A 16,305-nucleotide genomic window follows, 5' to 3' on the forward strand; every position below is an offset into this window, starting at 1 on the left:
TAACAACATGTTTAAAAAACAACAAAACCTGTGCGAATCTGTCATTGATTCAATGAGACCAAAATCAACTTGGCACGATGATGTTTTTCTCGCTGAACAGTGCAAAGAACGTTTTTTGACCGTTGAAGATATTCCAGAGATGAAAAGCTTTGGTGTCTACATGGGAGGTATGGCGAAGCTATATGATGGTTATTGGGTTGAGCGAGAATCCGTTAATGTTCATACGTTGATTTTCACTATGGAAGGTGGCGGTATTCTAACAACCGCAACATCGGTACAAGAGATTACACCTTATACGCTGGTGGTTCTTCCTGCTGAAACCCCATTTCGTTTTGAACTTGATCCTCAATATAATTATTGGAAAATGGCGTGGATGCTGACGCCCGATACGCAGCAATGGCAGCACATAGCAAGTTTAGGTCAGGGGATTGTGCCGGTCGGAGAGTGTGAGCAGATCTGGTCATTAATGAACTTGGTTTACTTTGAGATAGGCGGTCGAGCCAGTTACCGTAAGTTACTCTTGAGTGAAATTATCCGAACATTGACGGGATTTGAGCCTAAGTCGACCAGTACTACTGCACGTGTTCAAGCACTCTATAATGAGATTGAAAGCAGTCTGCACCAACCATGGACTGTCGCTGGCATGGCACAAAGGGTGTTTATCAGCGAAGAGCAACTTAATCGAGTCACCAAGACGCTATTCGACCTATCACCACGCAGCAAATTGATTCAGTTGAGAATGGATAAAGCCACCAGTTTGTTGAAGCAGCAAGATTGGTCGGTGTCGATGATAGCCAATCGTCTAGGCTATAAAGACCCATATAACTTCTCACATCGTTTCAAAAAGCATTTCGGTCTGTCACCTAGTCAATATCGAAAGAGTCATCGACTGCCCGGTTAGCCATGCTTATTTCCTCGATCAATTACGCAAGATCAAACTTTGCAGTAATATTACTGTATTGAGCTATCTATCAATTTAGTATTTTTGCCCTATTCGGTACTATCAGAAACATCTAAAAGCACGACTGCATATGCAGGGTGAGGTATAAATGCAAAAAGATATCGGCGAGGTGGATGATTTTGTTCTTCCATCAAAGCTCATTTTAAATAGTAAAGAGTTTCAATCAGGCACAAAAATTGTTCGAAAACAGGGCTGTGGTTCAATAATAGGAACGCTTTCTGAGCCTCATCGTAAAGTGCTTTTCTATCTTTACCTGAACAGAGGTCAAGTAGTTAGCAAGCAAATATTGAAGCGTGTAGGTTGGGCCGGTAAAGCGGTGACATGTGCGTCTGTATTGGTGGCTATTTACGAGATCAGAAGAGTTCTCGACTGTCGTTGTATTCAAACAATTTCCAACGAAGGGTATGTCATGGAGTAATAAATAATCTCCTATTGATATCCTATTAATATTTTAATAATAAAAATTTAATCTCTTTACCGTACGAATTCCATTGATTATCGTCAAATCTAAAACGTCCACATATAAGCGACGTTATATAAATACGAACAAATCTGACATTGTCGCTGGCTATATAGTAAGGGAATTATCTAAAAATGGACTCTTATCCTGGAATAGAAACGAACCACTCTGAAAACAACGTAATACTTGAATTAAACGGTAAAATTGTTGAACTCAACACCAAACTTATTCGCAATGTAGAGAATGGCTACGTACTGGCTACCATGCCTTTGGCATACCGAAAGATCATTTTATTTATGAATCGACATCGAGGTGAATTGTTCAGTGTTGGTCAATTAAAGAAGATTGGCTGGGAAAGTGAGAAAGTCACCAATTCTTCTGTGATCGTCGCCATATCGGAAATTCGATCTTTGTTTGGTGATGGGCTGATCATGACGATAACGGGTGAAGGTTACGTGTTCCAACCTTAAACACTGTTCGCTGGTCAGGGCGTCCGCATGAATGGTTAAGATTTAGCCATCGATGTAAATCCAGCCATAAGAACTTGTTCCAAGTAGGCAGGCTTCATCATACACCGCTTCTGTTTCATCGGTACGCTAATCTTGGTTGACTCAGCTCTGAGCATGTTCAGTGCCATATGTCTTAATCCCGCCATGTTTTCAGCAGCATTTTCTCTATAAATCTGACAAGCATCTTCACCCATACTGACATCTAAAATCCAATGCATGGATTCAATGCCCCAGTGGGCACGGATAGCCTCTCTTGCCTGCTCTGAGGTCAGTTCTGCTGAACTAATGTAGTAACGATACTCCAACTCTGGAGCCTTGCCTTTTGTTGCTCGGTAGTTTTCGACCATCACAATACTGGTTAACCTATCCCAAGTGGAGAAGTCACCCTCCAACTCACGAGCACTCAGGATATGACAAGTACGCGCTTCAATCCGGCCCTTCTGCTTCTCAACTTGATACCTATCCCAGTCAATCGGATCTCGCCGGCGTGAGGAGAAGGCGGACTGAATCGAGGCCGCTAACTTGCCTTGATTACCCTTAACCGATAATAAGTAATCACCGCCTTTGCTCGTGATAGCCTTTGCTATCTTAGTCTGGCAGGCCATCGCATCAATCGTCACGATAGCACCTCGTAAGTCGAGCATCTGGAGGAGTGCAGGTATCGCTGTGATTTCATTACTCTTAGCATCGGTTTTTAGCTGACCTAATACGAGTTGATTAGCACAGGAATAAGCACTCACCATGTGAATGGTGCTTTGCCTGTCGTTTCTGTCATAGGAACCCCGTAAAGTTTTGCCGTCAATGGCTACCACCTCACCACCAGTTAACTTGTGCACTGCTTTCATCCAGGCTAGAAAGCAATCTCGGAACTCTGCCGGGTCGATGTTTGAAATCAGACGAGCAAAGGTATCATCAACCGGCACACCTTTTTCGAATAAACCATGTTTAAGAAACCATTCATGGTGTCCGAGAACATACTCGCGAATATCAGTCCAGCCTTGACCTCCGGCTATTACGGCACAAATTGAACCAAATAAAATGTCGAACAGAGGATAGTCTACTTTTGCGCTTTGTCGTTCGTCTCGAATGATGCTGAAATACGTTTTGATGGTATCTAAATTCATGGGTGCTCCTCAAAAAGAGGAGAATAAGATCACAACCAACCCATCAGGTCAACGTTAGTCAACCATTGGGCGAAAAATGTTCATGATCTTGCCCTGGTTCGCTGGTTTTATATTTCTCCGCATTATTACAGTTAAAGAAAAGGGCGCTTCATTTAGACGATTAGTCATCACGAAGAGCCCCACTATTCTCTATCTAATAAACTTGCTATATCACTCGCCAGCAATCTGTAGAGGAGAACGCTTTAGACTTGCGATTAACATGTAAATCGTTGTCGCTAGCAGAGACGCAAACAGGTAAGTAAATAGTCCTGCTTGAGAGTCCATAAAGCTATCTGCAACTAATGGCCCTGCGACTGAACCGATGCTGTAACACAACAGCATAACCTGAGTCACTGACACCAGATAGCTTGGGTCTAAGTTACGACAACCTAAGTTAATCGCAATTGGGTAAAGTGCGAATGTTGCCATGCCCAGTACGAATAGGCTCATGCCTAGTACGTAGAAATCATGGTTTATCGTTAGTACACCAATGCTTGCAACCCCTAGTAAGCTGAACAGAGCCATTAATAACACTTGTCCTATGTGGTGAGATAACCATGTCACCATCGGCTGAACAGCCATACCACCCATAATTACTAACGCCATCAAACCACCAATATCTTGGTGTGCGATGTTGCGCTGAGCCAGCTCTACAGGCATCAAGCCATAAATAGAACCAAGTGTTAGCCCCGATACAATACAACCAATTAGTGCGCTGTGGCTCAGTTTGCTGATTTGCTTCAGTGATAAAGACTTAGCATCGTGAATTTGTGGTGCTGTCGCTTGTCCGTACATCAACACAATGATTGCACCAAACAACAAGGTGAACATTGCAATGAAAGGCACGCCGCCTGTAATACCAAGGTATCCAATGCCAAGTTGACCAACGGCAGATCCGCCGTATAGCGAACACATGTAAACCCCTAAACGTTTCGCACGCTGAGATTCATCACCGCTCATTAGCCAAGATTCAACAATTACGAAGATGCCCGCTACCGCAACACCAGCAACAAAACGAGCCAATAGCCATACCGCTTGATGTGGGATCAATGGCAATACAAGGATCGTTGCAATGAATACGCTCAGTGCCACCACGAATGCGTCTTTATGACCAATACGAGCGATGGCGCGTTCAATCAATAACGTACCCGCTAGAAGACCTGCATAAAAGGCACTCGCCAACCAACTCGATAGATTACTGTCTAAGCCATACTCAGACAGCATTAATGGTAATGAACTCATTAAGTAGCCTGAAGCTATCGCGTAAAAAGACAATGCAATAACAGGAACAGTTATGCGAGTTGTTGGTTGGATGTTGTCCAATGTAGCAGCCTCTAAATAGTGAAAGAAACGATGAATTTTCCGCGACTATGGGGGAGAAACTGGATTGGGTAAAACGAATAAAAATGGTCGTGAAGATAAAAGAAATTTATCGTGTTTGTTAGCTAAAATACCGTTGTGATATTTCATGTTTTCGCGATATTTTCTGCGGTTAAATAGCCGATAAAGCGTTGTTCAAACGACTATTTAATTTGAAAGACGGAGAGAGGTTCGTTGTATTCATCAGATTTTAATTTAGGGCGTTTAATCGTGTTAGACCACTTCTTGTCGGTATTGTCTAGGCGAGCTTCCACTCCACTTACGAAAGGCATGTCGAAAGTTAGCGCTGTCTGAAAACCCAACGCGCTCAGATATCTCTTCAATGCTCATTTGAGTTGAAGAAAGGTAGTGTCGAGAAAGGTGAAAATGAACGTGGTCCAGTATCTTCTGGTAGCTGGTATCGACGGCTTTGAGATGCCGGCGTAGCGTTCGAGAAGACATCCCCAATTCTGATGAAATAGATTCTATCGAAGGGTAACATCCAGGTCTCTCAAGTAGCATTTGAGAGACTTTTTCTTTTAGGCTGGCGGACGCACTGACTTTTGCCAACATGTCGTCACACGAATTCAGACACATCTGCAGCGTGATGGTATTGGCGGTAGGAAGAGGCGAGTACAAACTTGTTGCATCAAACTGCCATTCAAGGCGATCACTATTGAATTCGACGGGGCAACGGAAAATCTCTGTGTAGAGGTCGCCGTATTCTGGCTTCGGGTAAGGGAAGCGGATCACTTGGGATGGGAATGGTTGTTGTAGTACTTCTTCACACAGGCTTTGAATTGCGGTGAACCAATATTCGCAACAAAATGGCAGCAGCGAGTCCAAGTCGATCAGCTGCTCGGCTCTAAAGTACCCAACGTTATCTTCTACTGACATCGTTTTTCTAAGTACAGGGCCAGCAAGCTGCAGATATTTAAATCCAATCAGCAATGCATCTAATAGTGTTTCACTGCTGAATACTGCATAACCTAGAACACCAAAGTCACTAAACCGTGCTTGTTGACCGACTCTTAACCCTAAACCGCCTTCATCAGTATTCGCCAATGCGTTACTGAACACCGCCAACTTTTGCGCCAAGGTAATGTGGGTGTCTGGCGTGTTGAGCTGCAGAGCTTCAATGTTACTGCCTTCCAATAATGCTTCGATATTGAGGGCGGGTGACATATAGCGATGCAGTAATTGAAGATCAAGAATGCCGAATGCTTGCATATCGGGTTCGTAGACTGCGGTGTATTTCATAGGATGCCTCTTGTTGAATATTGCCATCTTAACCGAACTCTTAACATTTGCGCTTGTCGCCTGTTCTCACTTTCCCAAGCTTGTTCAAACTTTTGCTTTATGTGTGCAAGGTTTTACAAGGCCTGATAGAGCTGTGTCCGAATATCACCGGTTTTTGTCTTTTTGAAACCTGTTCGAAATGTTATCAAAATGTTGTAATTTGATGGGTTGCATATTGGAACATCTTAAACATTTTGCTCAATAACTACTCTTACCTACATGACACACCAATGTGCAGAATTTGATAGCAACAAAGACAACACTTATTACAACGATTAAAACGTCTAAGGCGAATGTGACCGCTAGGTCAAGCCGAATAAGGAGATCATGGATGCACAATCTTGCTGTTAACTTGGAGCGCAGCGCTTCGCTTTTTCCAACTAAAGCCGCTCTGCGTATGGGATCGGATGAAGTCAGCTTTTCTCAGTTAGAACAACTTTCTGGAAACGTGGCCGCGAACCTAAAAAGGCTCGGGTTAAAAAAGGGAGATAAGGTCGCGCTGTCGTGTCCGAACGTCACGTATTTTCCAATCGCTTATTACGGGATTCTAAAAGCGGGCTGTGTGGTGGTGCCTTTGAATGTGTTATTCAAGGCCAGAGAGATCGCTTATCACCTTAATGATTCAGATGCGAAAGCTTATTTATGCTTTGAGGGCAGTGAAGAGTTACCTATCGGACGCTATGGATTACAAGGTTTTGTACAGGTCGATAACTGCGAACATTTCGTGTCTATGCCAATACCAAACGGCGCAACATCCTTGCTTTCAGAAAACCATGAGCAGCATGAATCAATAGCTGATTGGTTAGCACAACCTTTGACTCCCTTTGAATCTGTGGCTTGTCATGGCGATGATACTGCTGTGATCCTTTATACCTCTGGTACGACTGGGCAGCCAAAAGGGGCTGAGCTTTCCCACACCAACATGCAAACCAATGCGATGTCTTCGCAGTATCTTATGAGATTGGAATATAGCGATACCACAATGGCCACACTTCCTCTATTCCACAGTTTTGGCCAAACCGTGATGATGAACGCGAGCGTGTTAACGGGCTCTACCATGGTGTTGATTCCGCGCTTTGAGCCGTCCTTGGTGATCGAGCAGATCATTAACCATAAAGTCAGTGTGTTTGCGGGCGTTCCTACTATGTATATTGCGCTTCTAAAAGCTGGAGAAGAGTCTTTAGAGCGCTCAGAGCAAGTCAAACACAGCTTGAGGTTAGGCGTATCTGGCGGAGCTTCTATGCCGCTTGAGGTTATACGACAGTTTGAATCTCGTTTCGAATTACCAGTCTTAGAAGGGTATGGGCTGTCTGAAACTGCGCCGGTTGCGACCTTTAATCACATTGATGGCGATAGACTTTCGGGCAGTGTGGGTCAGCCTTTATGTGGTCAGCTTATTAAGATTGCAGACATCCAAGGCAACTCAGTCGCTATGGGGGATTTGGGAGAAGTCTGCATTAAAAGCCCAAGTGTCATGAAAGGTTATTATCAACGACCTGAAGCAACGGCAGAAGCGATCAGAGACGGTTGGTTTTTAACGGGTGACATCGGACGCGTCGATGAGCACGGTAACTTGTTTATTGTTGATCGTGTTAAAGACATGATCATTCGTGGTGGTTACAACGTTTATCCACGAGAAATTGAAGAAGTATTGATGTGTCACCCTGATGTGGAGATGGTGGCGGTGGTGGGCGAGCACCATGATCAGTTGGGTGAAGAGATTCACGCCCATGTTGTACTTCACGAGCATACCCAGTGTGATAGCAAAGCCTTGATGGCTTGGTGTCGTGAGCAACTCGCGGACTACAAATATCCTCGTAAGGTGTTTATTCGTAGCGCCTTACCCATGACTGCTACCGGAAAAGTCTTAAAACGAGAGCTACACCCTTTAGAAGTTGCGGAGGCAATCAATGGATAACTATGACTTTATCATCGTAGGTGGCGGTTCGGCTGGTTGTGTGATGGCTTCTCGATTGTCGGAAGACCCTAATGTGACGGTTTGCTTGTTAGAAGCTGGCGGTAAAGATACGAGCCCATTTATTCATACGCCGGTTGGCGTTGTGGCTATGATGCCGACCAAGCTCAATAACTGGGCTTTCGAGACAGTCGAACAGCCGGGTTTAAATGGTAGGAAGGGCTATCAACCGAGGGGCAAGACTCTCGGTGGCTCCAGTTCTATCAATGCCATGATGTACGCCCGTGGACATCGCTATGACTACGATACATGGGAAAGTTTAGGTAATGCTGGCTGGAAGTATGAATCGTGTCTGCCTTACTTTAAAAAAGCAGAGAATAACGAAGTCCACCAAGATGAGTTTCATGGTCAAGGTGGTCCTCTTAATGTGGCAAACCTTAGGTCGCCAAGCCCAATGTTGGAACGCTATTTAACTGCGTGTGAGTCGATAGGTGTGCCTCGCAATGAAGACATCAACGGTGCTGCTCAGTTTGGTGCAATGCCGACGCAGGTAACTCAGCTGAATGGTGAACGATGCAGTGCTGCCAAGGCTTACTTGACGCCAAATCTCTCGCGTCCAAATCTCACCGTCGTGACCAAAGCAACCACACATAAGGTTTTGTTTGAAGGTAAGAAAGCGGTAGGTGTTGAATACGGCTCAAATGGCAAACGTTATCAGATCCGATGCAACAAGGAAGTCATTTTGTCTGCAGGTGCTTTTGGGTCTCCTCAGTTGCTGTTGCTATCGGGCGTTGGCGCCAAAGACGAATTAGAGGCGCATGGCATCGAACAGATTCACGAGTTACCGGGTGTGGGTAAGAACTTGCAAGATCATATCGACTTGGTTCACTCATACAAGTGCAGTGAAAAGCGCGAAACGTTCGGTATTTCATTGCAAATGGCATCTGAAATGACCAAAGCTTTGCCCTTATGGCACAAAGAACGCCGCGGGAAAATGAGCAGTAACTTCGCAGAGGGAATCGGTTTTCTTTGTTCCGATGATCATATCGCTGTGCCGGATTTAGAGTTTGTATTTGTGGTCGCAGTAGTCGATGACCATGCGAGAAAAATTCATACCAGTCATGGGTTTACCTCGCATGTCACCTTACTGAGACCTAAAAGCCATGGCACCGTAACACTGAATAGCGCCGATCCCTACGATCCGCCAAAGATCGACCCTGCGTTTTTCAGCCATCCTGAAGACATGGAGATCATGATTAAAGGGTGGAAAAAGCAGTATCAAATGCTAGAAAGCGAAGCGTTCGATGATATTCGTGGCAATGCTTTTTATCCTGTTGATGTCAATGATGACAAGGCTATAGAGCAAGACATCCGTAACCGAGCTGATACCCAATATCACCCTGTTGGAACCTGTAAAATGGGGCCTAATAGTGATTCATTAGCCGTGGTAGATAAAGATCTCAAAGTTTATGGATTGGATAACTTGAGAGTCATTGATGCTTCGGTAATGCCGACACTGATTGGGGCAAACACTAATGCGCCAACCATTATGATTGCTGAAAAAGTCGCTGATCAGATTAAAAGCCAATACAACTTAGATAAGAAAGACAGTGTAAATAAGCAGGTCGCGAATGAGAGCGCAGAACACGAAATGACTGGTTAGCCGGAAAGGTTAGAGAAAACAGGCAGATTTACAATAGGTTAGGGAGCCTTATCCATTAAGGTTCCTTAACCTATTTTGTTTGTTGATTGCTGAAAGAATCGAAACAAACTTACTTCGTTAGAGCTTGATTAAGCCATTGATCAAATTGACCTTTTGGTAACGCACCGTTGATCGTGTCGACACGTTTACCGTCTTTAAAGACCATCACCGTCGGAATACTTCTGATTTGATACATTGCAGCAAGCTGTTGCTGAGCTTCAGTATCAATCTTAACGAATCGAACATCTCCAGAGCGTTCTTTTGCAACGTCGCTGAACACAGGCGCGAAGCCTACACATGGGTTACACCATGTCGCCCAGAAGTCGACAACTACAGGCTGTGAACTGTTCAAGATAGATTGGAAATTAAGTGACGTTCCCTCGATAGGAGCGCCATCGAGCAGTGCTGTTTTGCATTTACCACAAGTTGGGCTTTCTGAAATTCTTTCTGAAGGAACTCGGTTTAAGCCATTACAAGAAGGGCAGCGTGTGTTGAATGTAGACATAACTTTCTCTTTTTATTGTAACTCCGTGGCTAACGTGATTTACGAATCACGCACGGAGCGCTTATACTGTTTAAAACTAGAATACGATACTTAAATAAAAACAAACAATAAACAGGTAAATGATGACAAAATTTTACGCCGAAATTACTGGCTGGGGAAAGTGTCTGCCACCAGCCGTGCTGTCCAATGATGATTTAAGCACTTTCATTGATACGTCTGACGAGTGGATTCGTACTCGAACTGGTATCGAAAACCGTCGTATCAGTCATGTAAATACCTCTGAGCTAGCGACTGTTGCTGCTCAACACGCAATGGCGTGCGCTGGCCTTACTGCCGAAGATATCGATCTCGTGATCATCGCAACGTGCAGCCCTGATTCTCTTATTCCAAATACTGCGTCTAAGGTTCAACAGAACCTAGGTATCAAGAGCGCAGCGGCTTTTGACCTTAACGCAGCATGTACAGGCTTCATTTACGGTGTTGAAACCGCAACTCGATTGATTCAAGCGGGCAACTACCGCAATGCAATCGTTGTGGGCGCAGAACGTCTTTCATTCTTCATCGACTGGACCAAGCGTGATACTGCGGTTCTATTCGGTGATGGCGCTGGCGCTGTGGTTCTATCTCGCACTGAAGAACAAGTTGGCCTGCAAGAAGCGCAGATAGGTTGTGATGCAGAAGGCCGCGATATTCTAGCGGTACCAAAGTTCGGTACATCTATGGATCGCTTCGCTGCTGACAACGGTTACTGGGACTTTGATTTCGTAGGTAAAGAGATCTTCAAACGAGCGGTTAAAGGCATGGGTGCAGCAGCACACACAGTATTGAGCCGTACTGGCATCTCAACAGACAACATTGACGTTGTGATTCCACATCAAGCAAATATCCGAATCATTCAAACTCTGTGCGATATGGCGGGCATTGAACGTGAGAAAGCGTTCGTGAACATTCAAAATTACGGCAACACGTCGGCTGCGACTGTGCCAATTGCATTGTGTGAATCGTTAGAGCAAGGCTTTGTTAAACCGAACTCAAACATCCTTGTAGCGGCATTCGGTGCTGGTTTAACTTGGGGTGCTGGTCATATTAAATGGGGTAGCCGTGTTGAACCACTAGGTCAATCGGATGCTAAGCTTCCAGAAGCGGATAAGTCGGCTTTAGAGCTTTTGGAAAGAGCCATTTTACACTGTAAAACGCGTCCTAATTCTGAGAACGAGTAGCAACATGGCGCAAGTTCGTTTTATGGCAAAAGCCGACCTTGATGGTGCGGCTTTAGTTCACCAAGCTACTTTTGTTCGACAGCAAAACTCAAAAGATTGGTTACAATGTAACTTAAGCGCTTCACCACGCTTTCTTAACTTCGTTGCAGAGAGCGAAGGTGAGATTGTTGGCTACATAATTTGGGTGCAAAAGAGTGGGTTTAGACCTGAAGCTGTTTTAGAACTAGAGCAACTTGCCGTGTTACCAAGTGCGCAGGGGAAAGGATTGGGAAAACAACTGATTCTGGACTCCTTGCCGCAAGTGAAGCAGAAGCTAGCAGAGCAAGGCTCGACGCTAAAACATGTATTAGTGACCACCAGAGCTGACAACTTTGCACAAAAGCTTTATCAATTGACGTTAGGTGCAGAGGTCGAAACCACGATTTCAAACCTGTACTCTGCTGATGAAGTGCTTATGATAGCTCGCAATGTAGGTGAGCGAATCTGATCGCTGAGTTCTTAGAACCAATTATAATCAGCGGTATAAATTGATTTACGTTTAATTAGGGACTTCTACAGTCCCTTTTGTTATTTCTTAGGAAGTGTTTTGAAGAAAGTTTTAGCAATTGGCTACGTTTGGCCAGAACCGAATTCATCGGCGGCTGGCAGCCACATGATGTCTCTTTTGCGTCTATTTAAGAGACAAGGTTGGTCTGTTGAATTCGCAACGCCAGCTCAAGAAACCGAGCACATGATCGACCTCTCAGAAGAGGGCATCACAAGCCAATCTATTCAGCTAAATTGCGATAGCTTTGACCAGTACATCGAAGAGCTGCAACCTGATGTTGTAATGTTTGACCGCTTTATGATGGAAGAGCAATTCGGCTGGCGCGTTGAGAAGGTATGTCCGAATGCCTTTAAACTACTGGATACTGAAGATTTACAATTCCTACGCAATGCTCGACATGAAGCAGTTAAGAAAGAGACAGAGTTAACGAAAGAATACCTGTACAGTGATTTGGCGAAACGTGAAATTGCCGCGATTCTGCGCTGTGATCTTTCGTTGATCATCTCAAGCTACGAGATGGAACTGCTCCAATCTGAGTTCAATATCGATCCAAAGCTGTTACATCATCTGCCGTTTATGGTTGATCTTAATACGTTACCTGAAAGCACAAAAAGTTTTGAAGAACGTAAGCATTTCATGACGATAGGTAACTTTAGACATGCGCCTAACTGGGATGCGGTGCTTCAGTTACAGAAGATTTGGCCGAAGATTCGTAAGCAGTTGCCTGACACTGAGCTTCATATTTACGGTTCATACCCGCCGCCAAAGGCAACCGCTTTGCATAACCCTAAAACCGGTTTCCACATCAAAGGTTGGGCTAAAGATGCTCAAGAAGTGATGGAACAGGCACGTGTTTGTGTTGCGCCATTACGTTTTGGTGCGGGCATTAAAGGTAAGCTGCTTGATGCGATGAAGCTGCAAACTCCAAACGTGACGAGTGAGATCGGCAGTGAAGGCATGCTACCACAAGGCAAACTGCAATGGCCGGGTGCGGTGGCAGATGATATCGACGAGTTTGTTGAACAAGCTGTCGCTCTCTATAAAGATGAAGATAAGTGGCTTCAAGCTCAAAGCCAGTGTCATTCAATTCTTGAAGCGTACTATGAACAGAATCAACTGGGCGACAAATTGATCGAGCGATTAATTGCGCTAGATTCTGAGCTTGATTCGCATCGACTGGATAATTTCTTCGGTTCAATGCTAAAGCACCACAGCATGGCAAGCACTAAGTACATGTCGCAGTGGATTGCGGAGAAGAATAAGATTAAATAACGGTTCTTTACCACAGACAGAAGAAATCTTAAGCCCTTAGGTTAACACCTAGGGGCTTTTTTCATGGGGGAAGCTTTTTGATTACTGATTTACAAACCGAAACATGCTGGTGTTACATTAGCATTGACTAATTTATATTTATTAGTAAACTCTAATTTAAATAGCGGTGAGTTAGATTCGAGTTTGTGGATAGGAGAGGCCAGTGGTTAGTTTTATTCCTTGGGATGCTTTTTTCGGTGGCATGTTGTTAGGTGTGTCGGCCATTGTTTTAATGTTGGGCATTGGTCGAGTTGCAGGTATTAGTGGCATTGTCAGCCGTTTATTACCAGTTCGCACCAGCAACAAAGAAAGCAAAGACACGGATGCAGAAAAAACTGAAAAGCATTGGCGTATCGCGTTTGTTGTTGGAATGGTAGTTAGTGGTTGGTTGTTAATTCCTACCGGTTACCAACTCCCTCAATTGGAAGAGATGAACCTTTTGGTATGATCTTCACCCGATAAAATGGACACCCTATTCTCTTTAACCCGTCACGACTTCATACTCATGTGGGGTTCGATATCCGAGACTTGAGTGCAGTCTATAACGGTTATAAAAATGCTGGATATAACCGGCAAGTTTATCTCTAAGCTGCTTCTCACTTTTAAAACTATTTTTCCTAATTATGTCGCCTTTGAGCGTATGGAAGAATGACTCCACCTCCGCATTATCGGTGCAATGACCTGGACGATTCATACTTGGGACAATTCCATTTTTTGATAATAAAGCTTGAACTTCATGGGCTCGATATTCAGAGCCTCTGTCGGTATGAAACAATAAGCGCTCTTGTGGCTTTCGATTTCTAATGGCCATTCTCAACGAACTCATCGTTAGCTGTGTACTCTTCTTACTACCAAGCGACCAACCGACGATTTTACGTGAGTAAAGGTCGATAACGACGGCTAGATACATCCAACGTTTACCTTGCTTTATATACGTTAGATCTCCTGACCATTGTTGATTAACTGCTGTTGGTTTTGGTGTGTCTTTTTTAATATTCTTAATCGATTGATAGAACCGATGTAGCTTGGCCATTTTCATGTAAATGCGATAACTTCGTGCTCTTAGCCCTTGCTCTCTCATGATCCGAGCCACACGCTTGCGGCTAACCAAAACGCCTTGGCGCCTCAGTTCTGCATGAACTCGTGGGCTGCCGTAAGTCTCTCGACTCTGGGTAAACACTTTAATTATACGCTTCTTCAAAGCCTGCTCTTCTTGATCGTAGCGGCTTGGTTCTCTATCAAGCCATGCGTAGTAACCCGACTTAGAAACAGATAGAAAACGGCACATCAATACAATGGAATAACGCGTTTTGTAATGGGCTATGAATCGGAATTTTGTCGATTTTCTTGGGCAACGAATCGTTGCCACTTTTTTAGCAAGTCATTCTCGAGCTTAAGTTGTTCATTCTGACGTTCGAGCTCTGCAATCCGACTAGACTCAGTTTTCTGGCTCGGGATCTGAGTCCTTTTCTTACGTTTATCTTCCATAATAACCCCTTCTCTATAGTCCTTTCGCCATTTAGAAAGCATATAAGGGTGGATATCTAATGATAGCGCCACGCTTTTAACTGTAGCTCCTTCTCGAAGCGAAAGTCGGACAGCAGTTACCTTAAATTCCGTAAGATATTGTTGAGTTTTTTTACCTGATTTATAAGCTGGCATAAACACCTCCAATTACTATTGAAGGTGTCCACTAGATCGGGTCAACTACAGTAGTCGTTATTGCTGGTCTGTTAGTCGGTTTTGGCACTAAAACGGCAAACGGCTGTACTAGTGGGCATGGCATTGTCGGCATGGCGCGTTTGTCTAAACGCTCCATTATCGCAACGTGTGTATTCATGGGTGTGGCAATAGCAACCGTGCTTATCAAGAACCTGATAGGGTTGGGGGCATAATGAAAAATTCTTCATTTAGTATCGTTGTTGGTTTACTTGCTGGAATCTTGTTTGGCTCGGGTATGATCATCTCAGGTATGGTTGATCCAAAGAAAGTACTTGGCTTCTTAGATGTGACTGGCAATTGGGATATCAGCTTGGCATTTGTGATGGGCGGTGCGCTACTGGTGTTCGCTCCGTTTTATCACTTAGTCATTAAAAAGCGCGCTAAAGCGATCAATGGTGAGCCGTTAGATAGCCGTAACAATCCGCTAATCGACAGAAAACTGATTCTAGGTTCAACAGCGTTTGGATTAGGTTGGGGGCTTGCAGGCTTTTGTCCAGGACCTGCTGTTACGAGTCTTAGTGGCGGTAACCCAACCGTGTGGGTGTTTATGATAAGCATGCTGGCGGGGATGTGGTTGGCAGGTCGAACGAATAAAACTTGTTAGGGTAAACCTATCGTGTATCGAATTGGCTTGATATAAGCATTAGAGAGGCCGACTCGCAGCCAGTCGGTCTCTTTTTAGATCTACAACAATTAGTTGATAGTCGTTGAAACTGGGCAGTGGTCACTGAGTTTGTAGTCCAGCACATCTTGCGTTTCAAATACCTTTTGTTTCGCAGGAGTAGCATCTAAGGACTTGCTCACCACAATATGGTCTATTACAGAACGGAACTGGTGCGTGCGGTGGTTATTACGATTTGAGCGAACCTTACAATCTGCACGGGTCTTCCTTGTCGCCAAACGAGCATCCGTGTTTTCAGTTAAATCCTTCCACATCCAATCTCTTGAGTAGGATAGGTTATGGTTGAAGTCGCCTAAGATCGCGTAGTCTTCACCGTTACGTTCTCTTTGTTGTATCCATTTATTCAGTTGCTGTGCTTGGTCTTTTAGGCGCGAACAATCGCGGTTAGACTTATACGCTCCGCTGCAGCCTGCCTTTAAATGCACAGACAACATGTGAATTGGTTTTGAGTCCGTTTCAACGACCACATAGCTGGCAAACCTAAGCTTGCTGTTAGAATCCAACTCCAGAGGAAAGTCAGCGTAGTCGGTGAGTGTGATTCCTTTGCGAACTGCGAAGCCTGTGTATTGGTTCACTTCTTTGAACTGGCGGTTACTGTTTTCTGGTAATGCTCGGTCAGACATCAATATCTTGTATTGATCGCCAGCCACGCGCTGAATGGCATTTAAGTCGTCGACTTCCTGAAAGGCGACCACATCCGCATCTAAAGACTGAAAGTATTCTTCAAGTTTGTTGAAATCAGCTTGATCACGTTGGGCGGAAAACTTATTCACAGCCTCGTTGGTTGATAACCATTCGATATTCCAACTGGATATGGTCAAAGGTTCAGCAAATGCGTGGCTACTGAGTACGCAACCTAACATTATCCAGTTTCGAAGTCGTTTCATGCCAAATATCCCTAATTTTGTCTGCCAATATTGATGAGCCGTTATCCTACAACACTTACCAAA

15 protein-coding genes and 2 pseudogenes are annotated in these 16,305 nt (G+C 44.4%); 11 read left to right on the top strand and 6 right to left on the bottom strand.

Going from position 1 to position 16,305, the window contains the following annotated elements; all coding sequences use genetic code 11:
- Window positions 1-7 precede the first annotated feature (7 nt).
- The 3 genes from BCU34_RS19990 to BCU34_RS20000 all read left to right on the top strand — a co-directional run bounded on the left by BCU34_RS19990 (window position 8) and on the right by BCU34_RS20000 (window position 1,891).
- On the top strand, window positions 8-901 hold the full coding sequence (locus BCU34_RS19990) for a helix-turn-helix domain-containing protein (protein ID WP_102479497.1): 894 nt from the start codon (window positions 8-10) through the stop codon (window positions 899-901).
- A gap of 148 nt (window positions 902-1,049) precedes the next feature.
- Complete coding sequence (locus BCU34_RS19995; protein ID WP_102479499.1) at window positions 1,050-1,379, top strand: winged helix-turn-helix domain-containing protein; 330 nt, start codon at window positions 1,050-1,052, stop codon at window positions 1,377-1,379.
- Window positions 1,380-1,555: 176 nt separating this feature from the next.
- Window positions 1,556-1,891, top strand: a complete 336-nt coding sequence (locus BCU34_RS20000) for a winged helix-turn-helix domain-containing protein (RefSeq protein ID WP_065677073.1) — start codon at window positions 1,556-1,558, stop codon at window positions 1,889-1,891.
- Window positions 1,892-1,926: 35 nt separating this feature from the next.
- Here the strand turns inward: BCU34_RS20000 and BCU34_RS20005 are convergent, their stop codons facing one another.
- From BCU34_RS20005 to BCU34_RS20015, 3 genes are all read right to left on the bottom strand, one after another.
- The gene (locus BCU34_RS20005; RefSeq protein ID WP_102480625.1) at window positions 1,927-3,054 is read right to left on the bottom strand and encodes an ISAs1 family transposase; all 1,128 of its coding nucleotides are present in this window, start codon (window positions 3,052-3,054) and stop codon (window positions 1,927-1,929) included.
- A 210-nt stretch (window positions 3,055-3,264) separates the two neighbouring features.
- Entirely contained in the window at window positions 3,265-4,416 is a 1,152-nt protein-coding gene (locus BCU34_RS20010) for an MFS transporter (protein ID WP_055318845.1), read from the bottom strand.
- A 270-nt stretch (window positions 4,417-4,686) separates the two neighbouring features.
- Window positions 4,687-5,712: an AraC family transcriptional regulator gene (locus tag BCU34_RS20015; RefSeq protein ID WP_102478862.1), complete on the bottom strand. Its 1,026-nt coding sequence runs from the start codon at window positions 5,710-5,712 to the stop codon at window positions 4,687-4,689.
- Window positions 5,713-6,082: 370 nt separating this feature from the next.
- On the opposite strand from BCU34_RS20015, the gene BCU34_RS20020 reads away from it, so the two are divergent.
- Window positions 6,083-7,669: a long-chain-fatty-acid--CoA ligase gene (locus BCU34_RS20020; RefSeq protein ID WP_102478863.1), complete on the top strand. Its 1,587-nt coding sequence runs from the start codon at window positions 6,083-6,085 to the stop codon at window positions 7,667-7,669.
- On the top strand, window positions 7,662-9,329 hold the full coding sequence (locus BCU34_RS20025) for a GMC family oxidoreductase (RefSeq protein ID WP_102478864.1): 1,668 nt from the start codon (window positions 7,662-7,664) through the stop codon (window positions 9,327-9,329). Before BCU34_RS20020 ends, BCU34_RS20025 begins: the two co-directional genes overlap by 8 nt.
- A gap of 109 nt (window positions 9,330-9,438) precedes the next feature.
- Here BCU34_RS20025 and trxC read toward each other — a convergent pair whose 3' ends face one another.
- Window positions 9,439-9,873: a thioredoxin TrxC gene (trxC, locus tag BCU34_RS20030; protein WP_048660138.1), complete on the bottom strand. Its 435-nt coding sequence runs from the start codon at window positions 9,871-9,873 to the stop codon at window positions 9,439-9,441.
- Window positions 9,874-9,995: 122 nt separating this feature from the next.
- Between trxC and BCU34_RS20035 the strand changes: the two genes are divergently transcribed.
- The 4 genes and pseudogenes from BCU34_RS20035 to BCU34_RS20050 form a co-directional block, all read left to right on the top strand.
- A complete protein-coding gene (locus BCU34_RS20035; protein WP_017097618.1) occupies window positions 9,996-11,093 on the top strand; it encodes a ketoacyl-ACP synthase III in 1,098 nt (365 codons plus the stop codon).
- A gap of 22 nt (window positions 11,094-11,115) precedes the next feature.
- The gene (locus tag BCU34_RS20040) at window positions 11,116-11,580 is read left to right on the top strand and encodes a GNAT family N-acetyltransferase (RefSeq protein WP_102433189.1); all 465 of its coding nucleotides are present in this window, start codon (window positions 11,116-11,118) and stop codon (window positions 11,578-11,580) included.
- A 99-nt stretch (window positions 11,581-11,679) separates the two neighbouring features.
- Window positions 11,680-12,912, top strand: coding sequence for a glycosyltransferase (locus BCU34_RS20045; RefSeq protein ID WP_048662816.1), 1,233 nt, complete (start codon window positions 11,680-11,682; stop codon window positions 12,910-12,912).
- A 202-nt stretch (window positions 12,913-13,114) separates the two neighbouring features.
- A pseudogene (locus BCU34_RS20050) lies at window positions 13,115-13,396 on the top strand (YeeE/YedE family protein); the annotation flags it as partial.
- Between the two features lie 36 nt (window positions 13,397-13,432).
- On the opposite strand, the gene BCU34_RS20055 reads toward BCU34_RS20050, so the two are convergent.
- Window positions 13,433-14,613 (bottom strand): IS3-like element ISVisp1 family transposase gene (locus BCU34_RS20055; RefSeq protein WP_102479999.1). Its coding sequence is split into 2 segments (ribosomal slippage): window positions 13,433-14,328 and window positions 14,328-14,613, totalling 1,182 coding nucleotides; the frame shifts between segments, so codons are not numbered across the junction.
- A gap of 50 nt (window positions 14,614-14,663) precedes the next feature.
- Here BCU34_RS20055 and BCU34_RS20060 point away from each other — a divergent pair.
- Both BCU34_RS20060 and BCU34_RS20065 read left to right on the top strand, forming a co-directional pair.
- Window positions 14,664-14,846 (top strand): annotated as a pseudogene (locus tag BCU34_RS20060) (YeeE/YedE family protein); the annotation flags it as partial.
- On the top strand, window positions 14,846-15,277 hold the full coding sequence (locus BCU34_RS20065) for a YeeE/YedE family protein (RefSeq protein ID WP_065677065.1): 432 nt from the start codon (window positions 14,846-14,848) through the stop codon (window positions 15,275-15,277). The pseudogene BCU34_RS20060 and the gene BCU34_RS20065, both read left to right, overlap by 1 nt.
- An 89-nt stretch (window positions 15,278-15,366) precedes the next feature.
- Here the strand turns inward: BCU34_RS20065 and BCU34_RS20070 are convergent, their stop codons facing one another.
- Window positions 15,367-16,242, bottom strand: a complete 876-nt coding sequence (locus BCU34_RS20070) for an endonuclease/exonuclease/phosphatase family protein (RefSeq protein ID WP_102433167.1) — start codon at window positions 16,240-16,242, stop codon at window positions 15,367-15,369.
- Between the last annotated feature and the right edge of the window lie 63 nt (window positions 16,243-16,305).

It is taken from the genome of Vibrio sp. 10N.286.45.E10 (assembly GCF_002874195.2).
In the GTDB taxonomy this organism is placed as follows: Bacteria; Pseudomonadota; Gammaproteobacteria; order Enterobacterales; family Vibrionaceae; genus Vibrio; species Vibrio crassostreae.

Excerpts from the sequence above, each read along its gene's own strand:
- BCU34_RS20065 (WP_065677065.1), top strand. The coding sequence starts at position 14,846 with ATGAAAAATTCTTCATTTAGTATCGTTGTTGGTTTACTTGCTGGAATC.
- BCU34_RS20020 (WP_102478863.1), top strand. The coding sequence starts at position 6,083 with ATGCACAATCTTGCTGTTAACTTGGAGCGCAGCGCTTCGCTTTTTCCA.
- BCU34_RS19990 (WP_102479497.1), top strand. The coding sequence starts at position 8 with ATGTTTAAAAAACAACAAAACCTGTGCGAATCTGTCATTGATTCAATG.
- BCU34_RS20070 (WP_102433167.1), bottom strand. The coding sequence starts at position 16,242 with ATGAAACGACTTCGAAACTGGATAATGTTAGGTTGCGTACTCAGTAGC.
- trxC (WP_048660138.1), bottom strand. The coding sequence starts at position 9,873 with ATGTCTACATTCAACACACGCTGCCCTTCTTGTAATGGCTTAAACCGA.
- BCU34_RS20005 (WP_102480625.1), bottom strand. The coding sequence starts at position 3,054 with ATGAATTTAGATACCATCAAAACGTATTTCAGCATCATTCGAGACGAA.
- BCU34_RS20015 (WP_102478862.1), bottom strand. The coding sequence starts at position 5,712 with ATGAAATACACCGCAGTCTACGAACCCGATATGCAAGCATTCGGCATT.
- BCU34_RS20040 (WP_102433189.1), top strand. The coding sequence starts at position 11,116 with ATGGCAAAAGCCGACCTTGATGGTGCGGCTTTAGTTCACCAAGCTACT.
- BCU34_RS20025 (WP_102478864.1), top strand. The coding sequence starts at position 7,662 with ATGGATAACTATGACTTTATCATCGTAGGTGGCGGTTCGGCTGGTTGT.
- BCU34_RS20000 (WP_065677073.1), top strand. The coding sequence starts at position 1,556 with ATGGACTCTTATCCTGGAATAGAAACGAACCACTCTGAAAACAACGTA.
- BCU34_RS19995 (WP_102479499.1), top strand. The coding sequence starts at position 1,050 with ATGCAAAAAGATATCGGCGAGGTGGATGATTTTGTTCTTCCATCAAAG.
- BCU34_RS20035 (WP_017097618.1), top strand. The coding sequence starts at position 9,996 with ATGACAAAATTTTACGCCGAAATTACTGGCTGGGGAAAGTGTCTGCCA.